The organism is Kitasatospora sp. NPDC048194, from assembly GCF_043202455.1.
GTDB lineage: Bacteria > Actinomycetota > Actinomycetes > Streptomycetales > Streptomycetaceae > Kitasatospora.
In genome coordinates this window covers 1-22,226 of record NZ_JBIDAK010000010.1, presented here as the reverse complement: position 1 = coordinate 22,226, position 22,226 = coordinate 1, and the positions used below count along the sequence as shown (strand labels likewise).

Here is a 22,226-nt window from a genome sequence, read left to right as displayed (position 1 = left end):
TCACCAGTCCGTCCGCCAGAACCGGCGGGGCCGGAACGGATAGGTGGGCAGCGGCACGCGGTGGCCGGCCTCCCCCAGGTGCAGGGCCTCGAAGTCGACCTGGTGACCGGTCACCCAGGCGGCGGCCAGGTCGGCGAGCGCCCGGGCGTCCGTGCCGGACGGCACGATCCCCCGGTCGGTGCGCGGGAAGGAGCCGGGGTCCGCGGGCGGGGCGGCGGCGGTCGTGGTGGCCGAGCCGCGCGGGGCGTCCTCCGAGAGCGCGGCGATCAGCTCCGCGCGGGTGCGGACCACGGCCGCCCAGCGGCGGGGCATCACCTTGCGCCCGAGGTTGAGGGTGTGGCAGACGTCGTCGAGCCGGAGGCCGGGATCGGCTTCCAGCCGGTCCTTGAGCCGTGCGCGCTGCCGGGCCAGCGCGTCGTCGTCCAGGGCGGACAGGGTGGCCAGCCGCGGCCTGCCCGGCTCCTCCGGGGCGCGCGGCGCCGGCGCCGGTGCCTCCTCCAGCAGCAGGTGGGCGTTGTAGCCGCCGCCGCCGATGGAGGTGATGCCCGCCCGGCGGATGCCCGCCGCGGGCTCCCAGCCGGCCGACTCGAGCTGCGGCACGAAGGGCGTGCCGGGGAAGTCGAGGTCCGGGTTGACCTCGGTCAGGTTGATCGTCGCCGGGAGCGTACGGTGGTGCAGCGCCAGCGCGGCCTTGATCGCTCCGAAGCCGCCCGACACCACGCCGCCGTGGCCCACGTTGCCCTTGACCCCGCCGATCGAGGTGGTCGCGGTCTGCTTCCCGAACGCCATGGCGGCCGCGTGCACCTCGAGCTCGTCGGTCACCGGCAGGCCGAGCCCGTTGGCCTCGTACAGGGACACGGTGTCCGGGGTGACGCCGCCGACCTCCATGGCCGCGGCGATGCAGGCGCTCAGCCGCTCGGGCTGGGCCAGGCCGTACGCCATCGCGCTGACGCCGTTGTTGTTGACGGCCGAACCCTTGACCACGGCGTAGACGTGGTCGCGGTCGGCGACGGCCCGGCCCAGCGGCTTCAGCAGGACCGTCACGACCCCGCTGGACAGCGAGGTGCCGGTGCCGCGGGCGTCGAAGGGGCGGCAGTGGCCGTCCCTGGACAGGACTCGGTTCTCCTCCCACAGGTGGCCGCGGGGGTGCGGCAGGCGGACCATCGCTCCGCCGGCGATCGCCAGGTCGGTCTGGCCGAGCAGCAGCGACTGGCAGGCCAGGTGCACCGCGTAGTGGAAGCCCGCGCAGACGGCCGCGACGGTGACGGCCTCGCCGGTGAGCCCCAGGTAGTACAGCGCGTTGGAGGTCATGGTGTCCGGCGACCACGCGAGGCTCGCCTCGATCGCCTCGGGGCCGACGGACACCCGGTCCGGCGGGGAGCTGTAGAGCGCGGCGGTCTGCGGGTTGTTGGCGCCGTACACGCCGACCTCGGCGGTGAGCCGGTCGGGGTCGTAGCCGCCGTCCTCCAGCGCCTCCCAGGCGCTCTCCAGGAACAGCCGGTTCTCCGGGGTCATCGCGGCCGCCATCCGGTCGCTGATCCCGAACACCGACGGGTCGAACCGGTCGTAGGTGTCGAGCAGGCCGCAGGCCCGGACGTAGAACGGGCTGTGGATCAGGGTCTCGTCGACGTGGATGTCGTCCTTGGCCAGGAACGACACGGACTCCCGGCCGTGGACGAGGTTGTCCCAGAACTCTTCCTTGGTACGGGCGCCGGGCGCCCGCAGCGACATGCCGATGACGGCCACGTCGCCCGGGTCGTAGTCCTGCTCGGGGGCCCGCGCGGGGTCCTGCTGGGGGCGGTCGGTCATGGGGAGGGCTCCTGCTTCGCGTCGGGTGGGGGAGGTCTCAGCGGCCGGTGGCGCCGCGGCCGCGCAGCGCCGCGCGGCGGGCGGTGGCGCGCTCCCGCGCCGACCGGACGACCTCGGGGGCGGCGCCGCTGTCGTCGTCGAGCCAGCGGGCGAGGGAGGCGATGTCGCGGAAGCTGAACAGGTCGGGCACGCGGACCCGGCGGTCGAAGCGCCGGGTCATCAGCCGGGCGAGGCGGATGAGCAGCAGCGAGTCGCCGCCGAGGTCGAAGAAGGCGGACTGCACGTCGATCCCCGCGGGTTCGAGGCCCAGCAGCTGGCCCCAGATCTCCGCCAGGGCGACCTCGGTCGGCGTGCTCGCGGCCGTCAGCGGCCCGCCGGTGCCGGCGGCCGGCGGCTCGGGGAGCGCGGTGCGGTCGAGTTTCCCGCCCGGGCCCAGCGGGAGGGCCGGAAGGACCACGATCGTCGAGGGCACCAGGTACTCGGGCAGTTCGGCGGCGAGCCGGCCGGTGACGGCGCTGCGCAGGGCGGCTTCCGGCCGGGCGCCGTCCTGGGACGCGCCGTCACCCCCGGGGCCTGCCTCGTCCGCGGGCACGACGTAGCCGACGAGCCGGTTGCCCCGGACGGCGGCGGCGGCCTCCCGGACCCCGGGGCAGGCGGTCAGCCGGGCCTCGACCTCCTCCAGCTCGATGCGGTGGCCGCGCAGCTTCACCTGGTGGTCGGTGCGGCCGAGGAAGCGCAGTTCGCCGCCGTCGGTGAAGCTGACGAGGTCTCCGGTGCGGTACATCCGCTCGCCGCTGCGGAACGGGTCGGGCAGGAAGCGTTCGGCGGTGGTCCGCGGCCGGTTGACGTAGCCGTGGGCCAGGCCGACGCCGCCGAGGTACAGCTCACCGGGCCGCCCGGCCGGGACCGGTGCCAGGTCGTCGTCGAGCACGTAGACCCGGGCGCCGGTCGTCGGCGGGCCGATGGTCGGCTCGTCGGTGCCGTCCTCGGGCACCGGCCCGAAGGCGCAGAAGACCGTCCCCTCGGTGGGGCCGTAGGCGTTGAACACCCGGTCGACGCCGGTCTCCCGGTACGTCCGGTCCACCAGCTTGCGGTGCAGGGCCTCCCCGCCGAACACGACGGTGCGCACGTTCGGGGGCAGCGCCCCGGCGTCGAGCAGGGAGTTCATGACGGAGGGGACGACGTTCAGGTGGGTGATCCGGTCGGCGTACCGGCTCTCCGGCAGGTGCACGGCGCTCTCGACGAGCACGACGGCGCCGCCGCGGCACAGCGCGCCGAAGACCTCCATCACGGACATGTCGAAGCAGATCGAGCTGGCCGCCGACACCCCGCTGAGGTCCCGGCCCTCGAGGATCCGGTCCAGCTCGGCGAGCATCGCCGTGCAGCCGGCGTGCCGGACGGCGACACCCTTGGGCGTGCCGGTGGAGCCGGAGGTGTAGATGACGTACGCGGTGTCCTCGGGCACGACCGGTACGGGCGCGGCCCCGGCCTCGGTCTTCACGGTGTCGCCCAGCAGGACGACGGTCGGGCCGGGCGGGCAACTGGCGCGGGAGGCGGGCGTGGTGAGCAGCAGGGCGGTCCCGCTGTCGCGGACCATGAAGGCGAGCCGGTCGGCGGGGTAGTTCGGGTCCAGCGGCAGGTAGCAGGATCCGGCGCGCAGCGCCGCCAGGACGGCGACGAGCAGATCGGGGGTGCGCTCGACGCAGATGCCGACCGGGACGCCCGGCCCCGCGCCCTCGGCGACCAGCCGCTCCGCCAACTGCCGTGAGCGCTGGTTCAGTTCCGCGTAGCTGAGGAGGCCGGCGTCGGAGTAGACGGCCGTCGCCTCGGGGTTCTTGAGCGCCTGCTCGACGAACTCGGAGTGCAGGGTCGCGGTCACCGGTCGGCTCCCTCGGGCAGGCCGGCCGGGGCGATGTCGGCCAGCGGCAGGTCGGGCCGGGCGATCGACTCGAAGAGGACGGTGCGGTACAGCGCGAGCAGTGCCGTCACGGTCTGCCTTTCCAGGTAGCTCGGTTTGAACTGGACGTGGCCGGCCACCTCGCCGTCGATGTCGGCCATCGAGATCTCGAGGTCGAACTTGGCGAGGTGCCTGCGCACCTGAAGCGGTTCGAGCGGCAGCGCGCCGTCGGGTGCGAGGGTGTTCCCGACGCCGTGGAAGAGCTTCACGGAGCGCGGGAAGGCCTCCGAGGAGAGCCAGTTCACCACCACGTCGAACCACGGGGAGCGGCCCTCGGCCCGCGGCGGCTTCAGCTGGGAGGCCAGCAGGTCGAGCGGGTAGTTCATGTGCTCCAGGAGGCCGAGGGAGAAGGCGTGGACCTCCCGCAGCAGGGTGCGGAAGCTGCGGTCGCCGGCGGGGTTCGCCCGGACCAGCACGGTGTTGAGGTAGTAGCCGACGGCGGACTCCCAACCGGGCTCGGCCCGTTGGGCGATGGCGGTGGCCAGGACCGAGTCCTCGGTGCCCACCGCCCGGTTCAGCGTGGCGAAGAACCCGGCCAGCACCACGGTGCTGATCGACACGCCTTCGCGCACCGCGAACTCCCGCAGCCGGCGCGTCTCCTCGGCGCTCCAGCGGAACGCGAGGTCGCGGCCCTCGTAGGTGACGCCGGGCGGTCGCTCCGCGTCGGACAGGTCGAGGCGGGCGGGCGGGTCGGCGAGCTGGCGCGACCACCAGTCCAGGGCGGCGTCGGCCGCCGGGCCGGCCAGCCACTGCCGCTCCCAGGCGACGAACTCGGTGTACGGGGCCGCGGGTTCGCGGTCGGCGGGGTCGGCGGCCCGGTAGTACTCCTGGAGTTCGCGGATCATCACGTCGGCCGACGCCGCGTCGGAGGCGATGTGGTGGACCAGCACCAGCAGGTAGTGGTCCGCCGGTCCGCGCGTCAGGAGGACGACCCGCACCAGCGGCCCGTTGTCCAGGTCGAGCGGCTCGTGTCCGTACCGGGCCAGTTCCTCCCGGGCCTGTTCGTCGTCCAGGGCGGAGCCGTCCACCACGGCGAACTCGTACACCGGTTCGTCCAGGATGACCTGGTAGGGGCTGCCGCCCGCCTCCACGAAGAGGGTGCGCAGGGCGGGATGCCGTTCCACCACCGACCGGACGGCGCGCTCCAGGGCTGCCTGGTCGACGGCGGCCCGGATCCGCGCGGCGACCATGAAGTTGTAGGGCACCGCGTCGGGCGCGACCATCTGCATGAACCACAGCGAGGCCTGGCCGTGCGAGGCGGGCGCCAGTTCGAAGCCGAGGCCGTCGGTGCGCAGCTGGGCCAGCGGCGGTGCGTCGGTGGCGTCCAGCAGGCCGCGCGCGTCCAGTTCCTCCACCAGTTCGGCGGCGTCCAGTTCGGACAGCTCGTCGAGGAATGTCCGCTTCGGTTCGGCCCCGGCCTCGGCCCCGGCCTCGGTCCCGGCCTCGGCCTCGGTCTCGGCCGATAACGGGGCGGGTGCGGGTGCGGGTGCGGGTGCGGGTGCGGATACGGGTGCGGGTCGGGTGGCCGAGGGCGGCGCGGGCGCGGGCCGTCCGGCGACGACCTCGGCGCAGTGGCCGACGACCTCGGCGATGGTGCGGCCGTCCAGGAACACCACCGGGGACACCCGGTGTCCGAACAGCGACTGGAGCCGGTTGACGAGGCGGATCGCCAGCATCGAGTCGAGGCCGAAGTCGCGCAGCCCGGCGTTCCCGTCGAACCTGCTCGCGGGCACGCCCAGGGCGTCGGCGAGTTCGGCGAGGACGACCTCCTCCACGGGGCGGTTCTCCACCGGGCGGTCCTCCGCGGGTGGGGCCGACGCGGGCGGTGATCCCGCCGTTCCCGACGTGTCCACGGCGTTGGACGTCCCCGAGGCCCCCGATGTCCCCGACGCCTCCGCGGCCTCCGCCGGCCGGGCCGCGGCCGGGGCCGCGGCCGGGGCGACGGCGCGCGGGGGCTCGGAGTCGATCCAGTAGCGGTCCTTCTGCCACTGGACGAGCGGCGTCTCCACCAGCTCGACGTCGTCGGCGAACAGTCCATCGAAGGTCAGCGGGACGCCCCTGACGTACAGCGACGCGGCGGCGCCCAGCAGGCAGCGGAGGTCGCTCTCCTGGCGCCGCAGCGAGTTGACGGCGTGCACCCGCGCCCCGCGGGTCAGCGCGATCTCCTCGACCGCGCCGCGCAGCGTCTCGTGCGGGCCGATCTCGACGAAGGTGCCGATGCCCCGGTCGACCAGGGTGCCGATCGTCTCGGCGAAGCGGACCCGGTTGCGCAGGTTGTGCACCCAGTAGTCCACGCCGGTGACCGGGTTGACCGTGTCGGCCAGCGCCGTGGAGTGGAAGTCGATGGCGGGCGTCAGCGGGGTGATGCCGTCGATGCTCGCCCGCAGCGGCTGGATCAGGGGGTCCATGCCGGGGCTGTGCACCGGGCGTTCGACCCGGATCCGCCGGACGGAGATCCCGTCCCGGGTGAGGTCGGCCTCCAGGGCGGCGACGGCCTCGGGCGTGCCCGAGACGGCCGCACTGGTGGGGCTGTTGACCACGGCGACGGCGGCGTGCTCGGCGTACGGGGCGAGCCGCGGCATCAGCTCCGCCTCCGGCAGGTCGACCGAGATCATGGCGCCCGGCGCGGCCCGGTGCTCGAGCAGGTGCGACCGGGCGACCACGACGCGGGCGGCGTCGTCCAGGGACAGTGCGCCGGCGACGCAGGCGGCCGCGACCTCGCCCAGGCTGTGGCCCACCACCGCGGCCGGCCGGACGCCGAGTTCGAGCCAGACCTTCGCCAGCGAGACCTGGAGGGCGAACAGCACCGGCTGCTGGAGGTCCATCTCCTCGTACCGGGCCTGCTCGGCCGGCGCGGCGAGCCGCTCGAGCACCGAGCAGCCGCCGGCGGCGCGCACGGCGGCGTCGCAGGCCCGCATCCAGGTGCGGAAGCCGGGGTGCGAGCGCAGCAGCTCCCGGCCCATGCCGACCCACTGGGTGCCGCCGCCGGAGAACACCAGCGCCACCCGCCGGTCGGCGTTGCCGGGGACGGTGCCGGTGACGACGTCGGGGTGCGGCTGCCCGGCGGCGACCCGGGCGAGGCCGTCGAGGACCTCCTGCCGGTTGCGGGCGAACAGCGCGATCCGGTGGTTGTGGTGGCTGCGCCTGGCGGCGAGGGTGTAGGCGAGGTCGGCGACCCGCAAGCCCGGGTCGCGTTCGACGTGGTTGGACAGCTCCCGGCAGGTGTCGGTGAGCGCCTGCGCCGTACGGGCCGAGACGGGGACGAGGTGCAGCTGCCCGTCGGCCGCGGCGTCGCCGTGGCCCGGCGTGACGTGCCGCCCCCGGTCGCCCGCGAGGAACGGGTGGGCGGCGACGGGGAGTCCGGCGGTGAACAGGGCGCCGAGCGAGCCGAGCAGGGTCGAGGCCTCGTCGGCGCCCCGGCGCAGCGAGGGCAGGGTGGCCGCCGGCAGGATCTCCGCGACGGACTTCAACAGGACGGGGTGCGGGCTGAGTTCGATCACCGCGTCGACGTCGTGGTCGCGCAGGCGGGTCAGGGCGTCGACCATCCGGATCTCCCGGCGGAGGTTGTCCGCCCAGTAGTCCGGGCCGAGTTCGGTGCCGTCGACGCGTTCGCCGGTGACCGTCGAGACCATCGGGATGCGGGCGCTCCGGGGCCTGATGCCGTCGAGTTCGGCCTTCAGCGGGGCGAGGACGTGGTCGACCAGCGGCGAGTGGGGGGCGTGGCCCATCCGCACCCGGTGGTGGATGACGCCCTCCTCGGTCAGCCGCCGGACGAGGTCGTCGATCTCCTGGGGCGTGCCGGTGACCAGGGTGGAGTTGAGACCGTTGCGGCCGGAGACGGTGAGCCGGCCGCTCAGGTGCCGCTCGACGTCCTCCGCGGCGGTCGTCACCACGATGCCCTCGCCCCGGCCGACGGCCAGCTGCTGGAGGAGCCGGCCGTGGTGGGCGGCCAGCCGCGAGGCGTCGTCGAAGTCGAGGGCGCCGGCGACGTGGGAGGCGGCGAACTCGCCGACGCTCTGCCCCACGACGGCGACCGGCTCGACCCCCAGCGAGCGCCAGCTATCGGCGAGGGCGACCTGCATCGAGAACAGCAGCGGCTGGAAGACGTCCATGTCGTCGATGCGGCCGTCGGGAGCGAGCAGCTGCTCGACGACCGAGAAGCCCAGCAGGTCCCGCATCCGCCGGTCGGACCTCATCATGGACCGGCGGAACACGGGCAGGCCGGCCAGCAGTTGCCTGCCCATGCCGGCCCACTGGGAGCCGTTGCCGGAGAACAGGAACGCCACCCGCGGCGGGCGGCCGGCCGGCTCGCCGGTGCTCAGCCCGGGCGCCGGCTCGCCGCGGCCGAACGCGTCCAGCCGGGCCCTGAGTTCGGCCATGTCGCAGGCGGTGGCGGCGAGCCGGTACGGGCCGTCGCCCGGTGTGCGGCGGCAGAGCGCGCGCAGGTCGCCCTCGTCGCGCAGTGCCGCGGCCCGCCGGGCCAACTCCTCCCGGGAGTCCGCGGCCAGCAGCAGCAACGAGCTCTCGGGCCGCGGCAGTTCCTCGACGGCGAGGTGGCAGATCGCGCCGCCGAAACCGAAGGAGCTGACGCCTGCGCGGCGGGCGTCGGAGCGCCGCGGCCACGGCGTGAGCCGGTCCTGGACGGTCAGGTTGTAGGCGTCGAACAGGATCTGCGGGTTGGGCGCGCTGTAGTGGAGGCTGGGCGGCAGCACGCCGTTGCGCATCGACAGCGCCAGTTTGACCAGCCCGACGATGCCGGCGGCGGCCTCGAGGTGCCCGACGTTGGACTTGACGGACCCGAGCCGCAGCGGCTCCGCGCGCTCGCCGCCCAGGACCGCGCCGATGGCGTTGGCCTCGATCGGGTCGCCGAGGGGCGTCGCGGAGCCATGGCACTCGACGTAGTCGACGAGGTGCGGTGCGATGCCCGCCCGCCGGTACGCGGTGCGGAGCATCTTCTCCTGTGCCTGGGGGTTCGGCGCGGTCATGCCGTTGCTCGGGCCGTCGTTGTTCGAGGAGCTGCCCTTGATCAGGCAGTACACCGGCAGGTCGCGTTCGAGCGCCAGGCTCAGCGGGGCGAGCACCACGACGCCGGCGCCCTCGCCGCGGACGTAGCCGTCGGCGCGGGCGTCGAAGGACTTGCAGCGGCCGTCCGGGGCGAGCGCGCCCATCTGGTCCATGGCGGTGTAGTAGTCGGAGACGAAGCTCAGGTTGACGCCGCCGGCGAGCACGAGGTCGCTCTCGCCGAGCTGGATCGACTGGCAGCCCACGTGCACCGAGACCAGCGAGCCGGCGCAGGCCGCGTCGATGGCCATGCTGGGGCCCTGGAGGCCGAGGACGTAGGAGACGCGGTTGGCGATGATGCCGTCGTGCATGCCGGTCGCGGTGTGCGGGGTGATGTGGCTGTCGGGGCCGCGGTAGTGCGCGAGCGCGGCGTAGTCGCCCCAGCAGGAGGCCATGAACACGCCGGTGTCGCTGCCGACCAGGGTGCGGGGCGGGATGCCCGCGTCCTCCAGGGCCTCCCAGCACAACTCCAGGACCAGGCGCTGCTGCGGGTCCATCTGGACGGCCTCGCGGGGGGAGATGCCGAAGAACAGCGGGTCGAAGCGGTCGATGCCGTCGATGAACCCGCCCCAGCGCACCCGGTCGTTGAGGAGCGCTCTTCGGGCGGCCGGGACGGGACCGACGGCGTCGCCGCCCTCGACCAGCAGCCGCCAGAACGAGGACGGGTCCGGCCCGCCGGGGAACCGGCAGCCGATGCCCACGACCGCGACGGGCTCGGCCGAGGGCGCGCGGCGGCCGGTGCCCGCGGCGGGTTCCGGCGCGGGCGGGCCGTCGACCAGCACCCGGGCCAGCTCGTCGACGGTCGGGTACTGCCAGATCCAGGTGGCCGGGACGGGCCGGCCGAGGAACTCGGACAGGGCGGCCGCGAGGGCCACCGACCTCGCCGAGTCCAGTCCGTACCGGTGGATCGGCGCCCAGCGGTCCACCGCGCCCGCGGGCACGTCCAGCAGTTCGGCGACGCGGGAGAGCAGGAAGGCCGTGACGGCGGACACGTCGTGCGCTGCGCGTTCTCGGGGCATGGCGACTCCCTCACCGGGGCGGATGGACGGGGGCGGGCGGGTTTCGGCTCCGGGCGCGGGGGACGCGTGCCGTCCGGCACGTCGCTGCCGGGGATTCCGCGGCGCTGCTCTCCGGGTCCGCGCTCGAGCGCGGAGATGGGCACGGATCTGGGGGAATTCCCGTTGGCGTCGGGAGAGTGCCCGGTACGCACCTGACGGGTGCACATCAGAGTGCCACCCTGTGAATGGTGAGACAAGCGCCCTGCGAGCGGCGGATGGGGCAGTGGCGGGAATCGCTCCGCAAAGTGTCCGGTTCGCTCTCCTGTCCGGCGGTGGGCGGAGGCGGTTCGCCGCGGAGCCGGGGCCGCGGTACGGGTGGGGTAGACGGCGGCCGAGTGACCCGTGCAAGCTGATCCGCATGGCAGTTGAGGAAGTTGATGCGACGTCGGATCCCGCGGTCGAGCCGCTGCGCCGGCCGGGGCTGGCCCTCGGCGTGCTGGCGGGGGCGCTCGCCCTCGACGTGAGCGGCCTCGGGGTGCTCAACGCCGCCCTGCCCTCCGTCGGAACGCGCTTCGACCTGGACGACACCACGCTCCAGTGGGTGATGACCGCCTACGCCGTCACCTTCGCCGGCTTCCTGCTGATCGGCGGACGCCTGGCCGACGTCCTCGGACGGCGGCGGGTCTTCGAGGCGGGCGTCGCCCTGTTCACCGCCTCCGCGCTGGTCGGCGCACTGGCTCCGGACACCGCGGTGCTGCTCGGCGCGCGCGGCGCCCAGGGCATCGGCGCCGCCCTGTCGGGGCCGGCTGCGCTGGCCCTGCTCACCGGGACGTTTCCGGCGGGCCCGGCGCGCAACCGCGCGCTCAGCGTGTACGCGGCGGTCGGCGCCGCGAGCTTCAGCGGCGGGGTGCTGCTGGGCGGGGTGCTGACCCAACTCCTCGGCTGGCGCTCGGTCCTGTGGTTCTCGGTGCTGCTCGGGCTCGCCGTGCTGGCCGCGACGCGGGCCGGACTGCCCGGCGGCGCCGGGCACAGCGGCCGGCTGGACCTGCCCGGCGCGATCTCGGGCACGCTCGGCCTCACCCTGCTCATCGTCGGCGTGAGCAGCGACGGCGCGACGGCCTGGGGCGTGCTCGGCGCCGCGGTGGTCCTCCTGGCGCTGTTCGTGGTGCGCGAGCACCGCACCGCCGACCCGGTGCTCCCGCTCGGGCTGTTCCGGATCACCTCGGTGCGCTCCGCGAGCCTGGCGGCGTTCCTCCAGTACACCGGCTCGGTCGGGATGCTGTTCTTCGCGCCGCTGTACCTCCAGGGGATGCTGCACTACTCGCCGTTCGAGTCCGGCGTGGCGCTGGTGCCGATGTCGCTGGCCGTGTTCCTCACCGCCAACTTCGCCACCGGGCGCCTGCTGGCCCGGTACGCCCCGCGGACGCTGATGGCCGTCGGCCTCGTCCTGATCGGCGTGGGCACCGGGCTGTGGCTGGGCACCCCGCACGACGGCAGCTACCTGTGGCACGTGCTGCCCGGACTGGTGATCAGCGGCATCGGCCAGGGGCTGAACTTCCCCTCGATGACCTCCGCCGCGCTCGCCGGCGTCCCGACGCGGCAGCACGCCGTCGCCGGGGCGGTGAACGTGGTCACCCAGCAGATCGGCGCGAGCGTGGGCGTGGCGGTGATGGTCCTGGTCGCGGCGACCAGCGACGACCAGCTCGGCGGCTACCACCTCGCGTACGTCGCCGCCGCCGTGGCGTGTCTGCTGGGCGCGGCGTTCATCGCCGTGCGGCGGCGGGCCTGAGCGGAGCCGGGCGGGGGCGGGTCTGAGCGGAGCCGGGCGGTCTGAGCCGGGCGGGGCCGGTCTGAGCCGGCCGCTCCGAGGGCCGACAGGGCGCCCGGGAACGCCCGGGCGCCGGGCGGGCCCCTCCCGGGAAGGGCCCGCCCGGCGGGTGATCAGACCGCGGGGCCGGCCGGCGCGTGCAGGACGGCGGCCAGCACCTTGGGCAGCTCTGCGGCGGAGTCGGCGGTCCGGGCGCGCCAGGCCACGTGCCCGTCCGGGCGGACCAGGACGGCGCCGTCGGCGTCGACCTCGCGCAGCCGCTCCCACGCCCCGTACGGGTCCCGCAGGCCCTCGGCGGTGCCGATCGTGCGGACCGTCACGGCCACCCCGGTGAGCCGGGCGGCCTCCCGGGCGGCGTCGTGCCAGCGGTCACCACCCCGGCCGGTGAGCAGGACGAATCGGCCGCGGCCGACCACGTCCAGGGTGGAGCGGCGCCGGCCGCCGTCCTCCAGCCAGGCGTGCGGCAGCCGCGCGCCGGGCCAGGTGGTGGGCCGGTAGTACAGCTCCGGGTCCCGGTCGTCGGCCGGCTCGGGGGTGCCGTCGTCCACCCGGGCACCGGTGCGGTAGCGGTAGCCGATCTCCACGCCGTGGGCGTTGACCTGGTAGTTGATCCGGTCCGTCGCGGCGGCCAGCGCGGCGCGCCGGGCCGCCGCCTCCTCGGTGTCGTCGGCGAGGCCGCGCAGCAGCTCCCACTGCTCGGCGGCGCTCTGCCCGGCGGTGAAGCCCAGCGCCGCCGGAATGCCGAGGAAGTCCATCATGCTGCGGACCGCCCGGTCGACGATCTGCCCGCCCACCGGCAGCCGCTCGGCCTGGTAGGTGTCCAGCAGGGCCGGTGAGGCCGAGCCGTCCAGCACCAGCTTCAGCTTCCAGCACAGGTTGAAGGAGTCGGCGACCGCCGAGTTCAGCCCGAGGCCGTTGGTCGGCGGCATCTGGTGCACCGCGTCGCCGACGCAGAACACCCGGCCGTTCGCGTAGCGGGGGGCGACGACCGCGTTGACCTCCCACGGCGAGACGTTCTTGATCCTCACCTCGACGGACGGATCGCCGATGCTCTCCCGGATGTGCGCGAGGATCTCCTCGTGGTCGTCGCGGTCGAACTCCGCGCCGTGGTCGAGGAAGCGCAGGTACACCCATTCGTTCCAGGGGCGGATGCTGACGAACACCCGGCCGTCCTCGGGCGGGTTCCCCGGCACGGCGCCCATGTAGAGGATGGCCGGGCGGTCCGCGCAGTACGGAGAGAGGTCCGCCTCGAACCAGACCGAGGCGACCTTCGCCAGCCCGGTGGCGCCCTCCACGGTGAGCCCGGCCTGCTCCATCACCCGGCTCCGCGCGCCGTCCGCGCCGATCACGTAGTCGGCCCGCACGGTGTACTCCAGGCCGGACTGCCGGTCGGCGATCACCGCCGTGACCCCGTCGTCGTCCTGCTCCATGCGCAGGAACTCGTGGCCGAAGCGGAGTTCACCGACCCCGGCCTCCCGGACCTGCTCGACCAGCAGCGGCTCCAGCAGGTGCTGGGCGAGGTTGCACATCCTGCTCGGACTGGCCGCCAGGTAGTCGCCGATCCGGTCCGGACCGTTGCCGTAGGCGTCCAGCCGGCTCACCTCGGGGCCGGTGAAGGTCGACATGAAGACGTGGTTGGCCAGCAGGGGGGCCGGGGTCGCCGCGGCCGCCACCTGCTGTTCGACACCGAGGTCGCGCAGGATCTCGCCGGTGCGCTGGTTCAGCAGGTGGGCGCGGGGGGTGTGGGCCGTGCCCGGGTACTTGCCGACCGCCAGGTGCGCCACGCCGTAGCGGGACAGCGCCAGCGAGGCGGTCAGACCGGCCGGGCCGGCGCCGACGATCAGTACCGGCACCCGGACGTCGGGGGTGGGGGTCGTGGTCACTTCGCGGCCTTCCGTGCGTAGCCGGCGTAGATCACCGACGTGTCCTTGTGCACGCCGAGCTGGAACTGCCGCCCCAGTTCGCCGTACGTGATCTCCCCCCGGGCCCGGCGCCGCATCGCCTTCAGCAGCTCCAACTGCGGGCGGGTGGAGGCGAACCCGACGAGGTCCCGGTTGTCCAGGCCGTGCTTGCGGAAGACGGCGTGCAGCTCGGCCGGCTTGATGAAGCTCTTCCAGTCGTGCAGGTCCTTGGGCGCGAAACTGACGGACTTCCAGTCCTGCGCCATCTTGATCATCGCCAGTTTGGAGCGGAACGTCCGGTTGATGGTGTCGTAGAGGTAGTAGCCGCCCGGCTTGAGCACCCGCACGGCCTCGCCGACCGCCTGGTCCACGGAGCTCACGTGCTCCAGGGTGTCGCAGCAGTACACCAGGTCGAACGTGCCGTCCGGGAACGGCAGCCGCTCGGCGAAGCCCTGCTGGTAGGTGATCTCCAGCCCGGACTCCCGGGCGTGCTCGCCGGCGGCCTCCAGGGACGGGCCGGACGGGTCCACCCCGGTGACCCGGCAGCCGGCCCCGGCGAAGTGCTCGGCCAGCAGGCCACCGCCGCACCCCACGTCGAGCACCTCGAGGCCCTCGAGGTCCAGCCGGAGCCGGTTGGTGAGGACGTCCCGGAAGTAGTCGAACCGGGCCGGGGTGAAGGCCTCCAGGGTCGCGAACGGCTGGTCGTCGTGCCACCAGGAGTGGGTGTTGTAGACGTCGTTGTCGACGGGCATGGTGGGACTCCTCAGGAGAGCTTGATGGTCGGGCGGTAGAGGTCGAGCCAGACGGCCAGGTCGAGGACCCGCTCGAACGCCTCCCGCTCGTCCCGGTCGACGGCCTCGGGCGGGGCGCCCGCGGCCGCCACGAGCGCGGCGCGGTCGAAGAACGCGACGACCTGGTGGTCGCCGGACAGCAGGTCGCCGACCTGCTGCTGCAACTGGCCCACGTAGGCGAGCTGCTGGGTGTGCGGGTAGAGGGCCTTCACCCGCTCGACCACCGAACCTGGGAGGACGTCCCGCACGGCGGCGCGCAGCAGGCTCTTCTCCCGGCCGTCGAAGGTCTTCATCGCCCAGGGCGTGTTGTAGACGTACTCCACCAGGCGGTGGTCGCAGAACGGCACCCGCACCTCCAGGCCGACCGCCATGCTCATCCGGTCCTTGCGGTCCAGCAGCATGCCCAGCAGGCTGGTCAGGTGGACGTGGCAGAACTCGCGCATCCGCCGCTCGTGCGCGTCCTCGCCCTCCACCACCGGGATCCCGGCGACGGAGTCGCTCCAGCGCTGCGCCCAGTAGCCGGGGACGTCGAGGGTCCGCAGCAGCAGCTCGCCGTCGATCAGCTTGGTGGGGTGCTTGCGCGGCCCGAGCCCGGAGGCCGTGACCCAGGGGAACATCGCGGTCTGCTGCACGGCCGGCAGGTGGAACCACGGGTAGCCGCCGAAGATCTCGTCGGCGGACTCGCCGGAGAGGGCCACCGTCGAGTGCCGGCGGATCGCCTTGAACAGCAGGTACAGCGAGTTGTCCGCCTCGCCGAAGCCGAACGGCAGGTCGCGGGCGGTCACCGTGGCCCGGCGCACCTGCGGGTCGGCCAGTTCGAGGTGGTCGAGCCGGATGTCGTGGTGCTCGGTGCCGACGTGCTCGACCACGGCGCGGGCGAACGGCGCGTCCTGCGAGCCGCGCAGCTCGTCGGGGCGGAACGCGTCCGGCTGCTCGAAGTCGACGGTGAAGGTGCGCGCCCGCTCGCCCCCGGCCGCCAGCCGCCGGCCGGCCAGGGCGGTCAGGGCACTGGAGTCCAGGCCGCCGGAGAGCAGCACGCACTGCGGCACGTCGGCGACCAACTGGCGGGCCACGCTGTCCTCCAGCAGCTCCCTGACGTGCCGGACGGTGGTCTCGGTGTCGTCGCGGTGCTCGGCGACGGCCAGCTGCCAGTACACGTGCTCGCGCAGGCCCGAGCGGTCGACCGTCACCATGGTGCCCGGCTTGACCTCGTGCATGCCCGCCCAGACCGCGCGGCCGGGGGCCTTGACGAAGCCGAACAGTTCCCGGAAGCCGTCGGTGTCCACCACCGGGTCCACCGAGGGGTGGGCGAGCAGGGCCTTCGCCTCCGAGCCGAACAGCACGCCGTCGGCGGTCGGGTAGTAGTAGAGCGGTTTGATGCCGAGGCGGTCGCGCAGCAGCACCAGCTTGTCCACCCGGCCGTCCCAGATGCCCAGCGCGTACATGCCGTTGAGCCGGTCGGCGATCCCCTGTCCCCACTCCAGGTAGCCGCGCAGCACCGCCTCGGTGTCGCTGGAGGTGCGGAACTCGTGCCCCCGGCGGCGGAGTTCGTCCCGCAGCTCGGTGAAGTTGTACGCCTCGCCGCTGTACGTCATGGCGACCGGGCCGTCCGGCGTCTCGACGACCATCGGCTGCACACCGCCCGCCAGGTCGATGACGGCGAGCCGGCGGTGGCCCAGCGCGGCGTGGCGGGACAGCCAGGTGCCGCCGGCGTCCGGGCCGCGGCAGAGCATGGTGTCGGTCATGGCGGTGACAGCGGGGAGTTCACGTTCGAGGTCGTGCTGGAAGGAGATCCAGCCGGCGATCCCGCACATGCGGTTCTTCTTTCGTTCGGGGGCGGGGGTGGTGGACCGGGTGGTGGGCCGGGGCGGTGGCCGGCGCTCAGCGGTGCGCGGCGCCGCGCTGGGAGGCCATGTAGGCGGGCAGGCCGTCGATGTGGGAGCGACCGGTGGGGGCGAAGAAGAAGCGGTCCAGCGCGCCCTGCAGGTACGACCACGGGCGGTTCAGCTCGGCCGCCCACCGCCAGCCGAACCGGGCGCCGTTCTCGGTCGGTTCGACGGCGTAGTCCTCCACCAGGTGGCGGAAGATCGGGCGGGTCGCCTCGGTCGCGGTGAAGGTCTTGCGGGTGCCCTCCTCCCAGCGGAAGAAGCGCTCCCGGAGGGTGAAGTCACCGTCCATCTCGATCTCGCGGGTGGTGCCCACGCCGAACGGCCGGGGCGAGGTCCAGGTGAGGCGCCGCATGCCCTTCGTCCAGCTGGAGACGCCGTCGCCGGTCAGGGCCGCCCAGGTCTCCTCCGCGGAGTACGGCACCTCGACCGAACGGGCGTGGTAGAGCGGGGCCTTGGCGAAGAACGAGTCGTCGGCCTCCTCGATCGGGTACCAGCGTGTGGCCATGGTGTCGGTTCCTTTCCGGGACGGGACGGGACGCTGCGGTGGGGTGCGATGCGGTGCGGTGGGGTGCGGTCGGGTGCGGTGCGGTGGGGTGCGGTCGGGAGGGACGGGGTGGGCGGGCGACGGGGCGGGGGGCGGCGGTGGCTCCGGCGGAGCGGTGGGAACGGCCGGACACGCCTCAGGCCTTGCGGGCCCGGAAGAGGCCGACGGAGCCGCGCACCACGAGGTCGAAGTCGTCGAAGGTCTGCTTCAGCTGGTCGCGCAGGTCCTCCAGGTCGTCCCGGTCGTTGTGGAAGACGCCCTTCGCGTTCAGGTTGTCCATCAGCCAGCGGCCGGCCCCGGTGACCGGCACGCCCGACGACAGCACCGTGCTGCCGAACACCGTGCCGCCGGGCTTCACGGCCGCGGCCGCGTGCCGGATGGCCACGCCCTTCTCGCGCAGGCTGCCGGGTATGCAGTGCAGCAGGAAGCTCAGGGCCGCCGAGTCGTGGCTCTCGGCGGGCACCGGCAGCGGTTCCAGGGCGTTGGCGACCACCTTGGTGGTCTTGAAGTGCGCGAGCCGCTCGGCGGTGAAGTCCAGCGTGCTGGGGTTGAGGTCGGCCAGCGTGATCTGCGGGTTGGACACCGGGAACCGGGAGTGGGCCAGCAGGTAGCCGGTGCCCACGCCGATCTCCAGGTGCTTCGCGCCCAGGCAGTCGTTGTACATCTGCTGGAAGTTCCGGGGCGAGCACCGCCAGAACAGCGGTGCGCTGCCGCGGAACACGATCAGGTCGTAGAAGGTCAGCGCGCGGCGGTGGTAGGGGGCCTGGCCGTCGAGGACCGCCTGGTCCAGGGCGTGGGGCTGGTGGCCGTTGTCAGTGCTCATGTTCTGCTCACCCTCGTCGGGAATCGGACATCGTGGTGTGTCGGGAAGATCGGGCGACCGGCTCGGCGAGCCGGTCGAGGACCGCGCGCACGGTGGTGGCGGCGTGGTCGCCGGTCATCGTGAAGTGGTCGCCCGGCACCTCGGCCCCGGTGTGCGGGAGCGGCCAGTCGGACTGCCAGCCGGTGGCGGGGAAACCGGGCAACGGCCGGGCGGCGCGCAGGTGGAGCGTGGGCGAGGCCAGGGGCTGCGGCTGCCAGGCCTCGAAGAGCCGGGCGTAGCCGCCCATCGCGGTGAGGCAGACGTCGTCCAGCGGGCCCGCGGCACCCAGCTGACCGGACGTCACCTGCGCGGCGATCTCGGCTTGGATGAGGGGGAGGACGGCACTGCCCGGCCGGTAGCTGTCCAGCAGGGCGACCGACACCGGGTGGACACCGCGTTCCTCCAGCAGCGCCGCCACGGCGTGGGCGATCCAGCCGCCGGCGGAGTGGCCGAGGAGGACGAAGGGCCGCCCGGCGGCGAGCCGTTCGACGTCCTCGGCGTGCAGGAGCGCCAGCGCGTGGAGGTCGGCCGGGAGCCGCTCGCCCGCGGTGAAGCCGGGGGCCGGCAGTGCCCACAGCTCGTGCCGGCCGCCCGCGGCGGCGGCGAGGCGGGCGTACTGGTGGGCGCCGGACCTGCTCGCGAACGACGGGAAGCAGAAGAGGCGGGGTTCCGCCGCGCCCGAGGTGAGGCGGACGGGGGCCGGCCGCTCGGACGGCGCGGGCGGGGCGTCGAAGGTGTCGCGGAACCGCGCGGCGGTGGCGAGGAGTTCGCCGAACTCCGCGAACCGGCCCAGCCCCGCCGCCCGTGGCGCGAGCGAGGCCAGCAGGCCGTCGCCCGGACCGGCGGGCGGCGCCTGGCCGGCGTCCAGGCGGGCGTCCAGGTGGGCGGCGAGGGCGTCGAGCGTCGGGTGTTCGAAGACGGTCGCGGCCGGCAGGTCCACCCCGGTGGCGGCCCGGAGGGCGGCACCGAGCTCCGTCGCGGCGAGGGAGTCGAGCCCCAGCTCGGGCAGGCTCAGGCCGGTCTCCACGTCCTCGGTGGTGGCGTGCCCGAGTGCGGCGGCCACCTCGGCGGCCACCAACGCGCGCAGCGCGGGGCCGCGTTCGGCCGGGCCGAGGGCGCGGAGCCGTGCCCGGAGCCGACCCGGGCCCCCCGCTGCGGACGTGCCCGCTGCGGGGGTCCGGGCGGCGTGGGAGGCGCCGGCGGGCGGCTCGGTGGTGGACGGCTCGTCGGCGGGGTGCCCGCCGGGGGTGGCCGCAGCGGGCCGCGGGGTCGCCGCGGCGCCCCCCGGCCAGAAGCGGCGGCGCTGGAACGCGTAGGTGGGCAGCGCGACCGGGCCCGCGCCGGAGTCGGCCAGGACGGCCTCCCAGGCCACCGGGACGCCACGGACGTGGACGGCGGCGAGCGCCGTCAGCGCGCTGTCCGCCTCCGGCCGGCCGTGCCGCAGGAGCGGCACCGCCGCCGGGGCCGGATCGCGGTCGGCGAGGGCGTCCCGCACCAGGGCGGACAGCACGCCGCCCGGGCCGAGTTCGAGGAAGGTGGTCACGCCGTCCGCCGCCATCCGGCGCACGCCGTCGTGGAAGCGCACCGCCTCCCGGATGTGCCGCACCCAGTACTCCGGGGCGCAGACCTGCTCCGCCGGGGCCGGCTCGCCGGTCAGGTTCGACAGCAGCCGGATCCGCGGGGGCCGGTACGCGAGCGAGGCCGCCACCTGGTGGAAGCGCTCCAGCACACCGTCCATCAGCGGCGAGTGGAAGGCCCGGGTGACCCGCAGGCGCTTCGTCCGGCGACCGCGGGCGGCGAGCACGGCCGCGACCTCCTCCACCGCCTCCGCCACGCCGGAGAGCACGGTGGCCCGCGGCCCGTTGACGGCGGCGAGGCCGACGCCGTCCTCCCGGCCCACCAGCAGCGGCAGCACCTCGTCCTCGGCGGCCTCCACGGCCACCATCGCGCCGCCCTCCGGGGAGTCCTGCATCAGCCGGCCGCGCGCGGCGACCAGGCGGCAGGCGTCCTCCTGGCTCAGCACACCGGCCGCGCAGGCCGCCGCCAGCTCGCCGACGGAGTGCCCGCCGACGTAGTCCGGCACCACGCCCCAGGACCGGAGGAGGTGGAACGACGCCAGGCCGACGGCGAACAGCCCGGCCTGGGTGAACACCGTCTCGTCGAGCAGGGCCGCCGTGGGGGTGCCCGCGGGGGCGAACAGCACCTCGCGCAGGGCCGGGCGCCCCGGCCCGGCCAGGTGCCGGTCCAACTCCTCGCACACCTCGTCCAGGGCGCGCGCGAAGACCGGATGGGCCTGGTGGAGGCCCTGGCCCATGCCCGGTCGCTGGCTGCCCTGGCCCGGGAAGAGGAAGCCGACCCGGCCCGCGGCGACCGACCCCCGGACCACGCCGGGCGCGGTGCCGCCCGCGGCGAGCACCTCCAGTCCGGCCCGCAGCTCGCCGAGGTCGCGGCCGAGCACGACCGCCCGCTGCGGCAGGGCGGCCCTGGTCAGCGCCAGCGAGCGTCCGACGGCGGCGGGGCCGGCGGCGGGGGCGTCGGCGGGGGCTTCGGCGAGGTGGTCCCGCAGGCGCTGCGCCTGGCCGCGCAGGGCGGCCTCGCCCCGGGCCGAGAGCGGCCAGGCGAGGAGCGCCGCGGGCTGCGCGGGCGCCTCGGACGACCCGGGCGTGCCGGGCCCGGGCGTGCCGGGTCCGGACGCGACGAGCGGGGACGTGCCGGATCCGGATGTGTTGCTCCCGGGTGCGTCGGGCGCGGACGGCCGGTGCGGCGCCGCCGGGGCCTGTTCCAGGACCACGTGGGCGTTGGTGCCGCTGATGCCGAACGCCGAGACACCCGCCCGGCGGGGGCGGCCCTCCTCCGGCCAGGCCACCGGCTCGGTGAGCAGGGCGACCGCCCCGGAGGACCAGTCCACGTGCGGGGTCGGGGCGTCCGTGTGCAGGGTGGGCGGCAGAACGCCGTGCTCCATCGCCATCACCATCTTGATCACGCCGGCCATCCCGGCCGCGGCCGCCGTGTGGCCGATGTTCGACTTCACCGAGCCCAGCCACAGCGGCCGTTCCGCCGACCTGCCGCGCCCGTACGTCGCGAGCAGCGCCTCGGCCTCGATCGGGTCCCCGAGCGGTGTGCCCGTCCCGTGCGCCTCGACCGCGTCCACGTCGTCCGGCGCCAGCCCGGCACTGGCCAGAGCCTGCCGGATCACCCGCTGCTGGGAGGGGCCGTTGGGCGCGGACAGCCCGTTGCTCGCACCGTCCTGGTTGGTGGCCGAGCCGCGGATCACCGCCAGCACCGGATGCCCGTTGCGGCGGGCGTCGGACAACCGCTCCAGCAGCAGCACACCCGCACCCTCACCCCAGGCGGTGCCGTCGGCCGACGCGGCGAACGGCTTGCACCGGCCGTCCGGAGCCAGCCCGCGCTGCCGGCTGAAGCCGATGAACGCCTGCGGCGTGGACAGCACGGTGACGGCCCCCGCGAGCGCGAGCGTGCTCTCGCCCGAGCGCAGCGACCGGCAGGCCAGGTGCAGCGCGACCAGCGAGGAGGAGCACGCGGTGTCCACCGTCAGCGCCGGCCCCTCCAGACCGTAGGTGTAGGAGAGCCGACCGGAGATCACGCTGGCCGCGTTGCCGGTCAGCAGGTACCCCTCCAGCCCGTCCGGGGAGTCCTGGGCCAGCAGGTGGTAGTCCTGGCCGCTGCTGCCCGCGAACACCCCGGTCCGGCTGCCGCGCAGGGACTCCGGGTCGATGCCGGCGCGTTCGAAGGCCTCCCAGGAGGTCTCCAGCAGCAGCCGCTGCTGCGGGTCCATGGCGAGCGCCTCGCGCGGGCTGATGCCGAAGAACGCGGCGTCGAAGCGGTCGGCGTCGTGCAGGAAGCCGCCCTCGCGGACGTAGGTGCGGCCGGGGCGGTCCGGGTCGGGGTCGTAGAGGTCGGCGAGGTCCCAGCCCCTGTTCTCGGGGAACGGCGAGACGGCGTCGCGACCGTCCGCCACCAGCTGCCACAGGTCCTCCGGGCTGCGCACCCCGCCCGGGTACCGGCAGGCCATGGCGACGATGGCGATGGGTTCGTCGTCCCCGTCGGCCGTCCCCGGAGCGGACGGCGCCCCGGCGGCCTCGGTGTCCACGCCGGCGAGCAGTGCGAGCAGGTGGCGGCCCAGGGCCTCGGGCGTCGGGTGGTCGAAGACCACGGCGGCCGGGAGCCGGAGACCGGTGACGGCCATCAGCCGGTTGCGCAGCTCGACGGCGGTGAGCGAGACGAATCCCAGCTCGTGGAAGGAACTGCCCGGCGGGATCGGACCGGTGAGCCCGAGGACGGCGCTCGCGTGGGTTTCCACCAGGTCGCGCAGCAGGCGCTCGCGGTCGGGCTCGCCGAGGTCGGCCAACTGGCGGAGCAGCTGCGCGGCGGCGGAACCGGCGGTGTGCTCGTCGGGCTCCCAGACCGTACTGCGGCCGCTGCCGGTGCCGCCCGGGCTGCTTGTGTCGATGGTGTCGACCCAGTAACGGCGGTGTTGGAAGGGGTAGGTGGGGAGGTCGGGGTGGTGGCCTGGGTGGAGGTGGGGGGTCCAGTCGACGGGGTGGCCGTGGGTGTGGAGGTGGGCG

At 74.7% G+C, this 22,226-nt stretch carries 9 protein-coding genes and 1 pseudogene; 1 reads left to right on the top strand and 9 read right to left on the bottom strand.

Annotated features, from left to right (window positions below; genetic code table 11):
* Genes ACGF07_RS14730 through ACGF07_RS14720 form a run of 3 tightly spaced genes read right to left on the bottom strand, consistent with a single transcriptional unit; the run spans position 1 to position 9,846 of the window.
* On the bottom strand, positions 1 to 1,809 hold the full coding sequence (locus ACGF07_RS14730; RefSeq protein ID WP_392898630.1) for a beta-ketoacyl synthase N-terminal-like domain-containing protein: 1,809 nt from the start codon (positions 1,807 to 1,809) through the stop codon (positions 1 to 3).
* A 37-nt stretch (positions 1,810 to 1,846) separates the two neighbouring features.
* Complete coding sequence (locus tag ACGF07_RS14725) at positions 1,847 to 3,688, bottom strand: amino acid adenylation domain-containing protein (protein WP_392898627.1); 1,842 nt, start codon at positions 3,686 to 3,688, stop codon at positions 1,847 to 1,849.
* The gene (locus tag ACGF07_RS14720) at positions 3,685 to 9,846 is read right to left on the bottom strand and encodes an acyltransferase domain-containing protein (protein ID WP_392898625.1); all 6,162 of its coding nucleotides are present in this window, start codon (positions 9,844 to 9,846) and stop codon (positions 3,685 to 3,687) included. Before ACGF07_RS14720 ends, ACGF07_RS14725 begins: the two co-directional genes overlap by 4 nt.
* A gap of 397 nt (positions 9,847 to 10,243) precedes the next feature.
* On the opposite strand from ACGF07_RS14720, the gene ACGF07_RS14715 reads away from it, so the two are divergent.
* Positions 10,244 to 11,614, top strand: coding sequence for an MFS transporter (locus ACGF07_RS14715; protein WP_392898622.1), 1,371 nt, complete (start codon positions 10,244 to 10,246; stop codon positions 11,612 to 11,614).
* A 152-nt stretch (positions 11,615 to 11,766) separates the two neighbouring features.
* Here the strand turns inward: ACGF07_RS14715 and ACGF07_RS14710 are convergent, their stop codons facing one another.
* The 6 genes and pseudogenes from ACGF07_RS14710 to ACGF07_RS14685 form a co-directional block, all read right to left on the bottom strand.
* The gene (locus ACGF07_RS14710) at positions 11,767 to 13,536 is read right to left on the bottom strand and encodes an FAD-dependent monooxygenase (RefSeq protein WP_392898619.1); all 1,770 of its coding nucleotides are present in this window, start codon (positions 13,534 to 13,536) and stop codon (positions 11,767 to 11,769) included.
* Positions 13,533 to 14,306: a bifunctional 2-polyprenyl-6-hydroxyphenol methylase/3-demethylubiquinol 3-O-methyltransferase UbiG gene (gene ubiG / locus ACGF07_RS14705; RefSeq protein WP_350742539.1), complete on the bottom strand. Its 774-nt coding sequence runs from the start codon at positions 14,304 to 14,306 to the stop codon at positions 13,533 to 13,535. The genes ACGF07_RS14710 and ubiG overlap by 4 nt, the downstream gene beginning before the upstream one ends.
* 11 nt (positions 14,307 to 14,317) lie before the next feature.
* Positions 14,318 to 16,159, bottom strand: coding sequence for an asparagine synthase (glutamine-hydrolyzing) (gene asnB, locus ACGF07_RS14700; protein ID WP_392898616.1), 1,842 nt, complete (start codon positions 16,157 to 16,159; stop codon positions 14,318 to 14,320).
* 67 nt (positions 16,160 to 16,226) lie between these two features.
* A complete protein-coding gene (locus ACGF07_RS14695) occupies positions 16,227 to 16,739 on the bottom strand; it encodes an SRPBCC family protein (RefSeq protein WP_392898614.1) in 513 nt (170 codons plus the stop codon).
* A 175-nt stretch (positions 16,740 to 16,914) separates the two neighbouring features.
* Entirely contained in the window at positions 16,915 to 17,601 is a 687-nt protein-coding gene (locus ACGF07_RS14690) for a class I SAM-dependent methyltransferase (RefSeq protein ID WP_350742533.1), read from the bottom strand.
* Positions 17,602 to 17,608: 7 nt separating this feature from the next.
* Positions 17,609 to 22,042 (bottom strand): annotated as a pseudogene (locus ACGF07_RS14685) (beta-ketoacyl synthase N-terminal-like domain-containing protein); the annotation flags it as partial.
* Positions 22,043 to 22,226: the final 184 nt, after the last annotated feature.

What these genes read in the sequence shown, in the direction of transcription:
- ubiG (WP_350742539.1), bottom strand. Translation starts at nt 14,306, where the DNA reads ATGCCCGTCGACAACGACGTCTACAACACCCACTCCTGGTGGCACGAC.
- ACGF07_RS14695 (WP_392898614.1), bottom strand. Translation starts at nt 16,739, where the DNA reads ATGGCCACACGCTGGTACCCGATCGAGGAGGCCGACGACTCGTTCTTC.
- asnB (WP_392898616.1), bottom strand. Translation starts at nt 16,159, where the DNA reads ATGTGCGGGATCGCCGGCTGGATCTCCTTCCAGCACGACCTCGAACGT.
- ACGF07_RS14690 (WP_350742533.1), bottom strand. Translation starts at nt 17,601, where the DNA reads ATGAGCACTGACAACGGCCACCAGCCCCACGCCCTGGACCAGGCGGTC.
- ACGF07_RS14730 (WP_392898630.1), bottom strand. Translation starts at nt 1,809, where the DNA reads ATGACCGACCGCCCCCAGCAGGACCCCGCGCGGGCCCCCGAGCAGGAC.
- ACGF07_RS14715 (WP_392898622.1), top strand. Translation starts at nt 10,244, where the DNA reads ATGGCAGTTGAGGAAGTTGATGCGACGTCGGATCCCGCGGTCGAGCCG.
- ACGF07_RS14720 (WP_392898625.1), bottom strand. Translation starts at nt 9,846, where the DNA reads ATGCCCCGAGAACGCGCAGCGCACGACGTGTCCGCCGTCACGGCCTTC.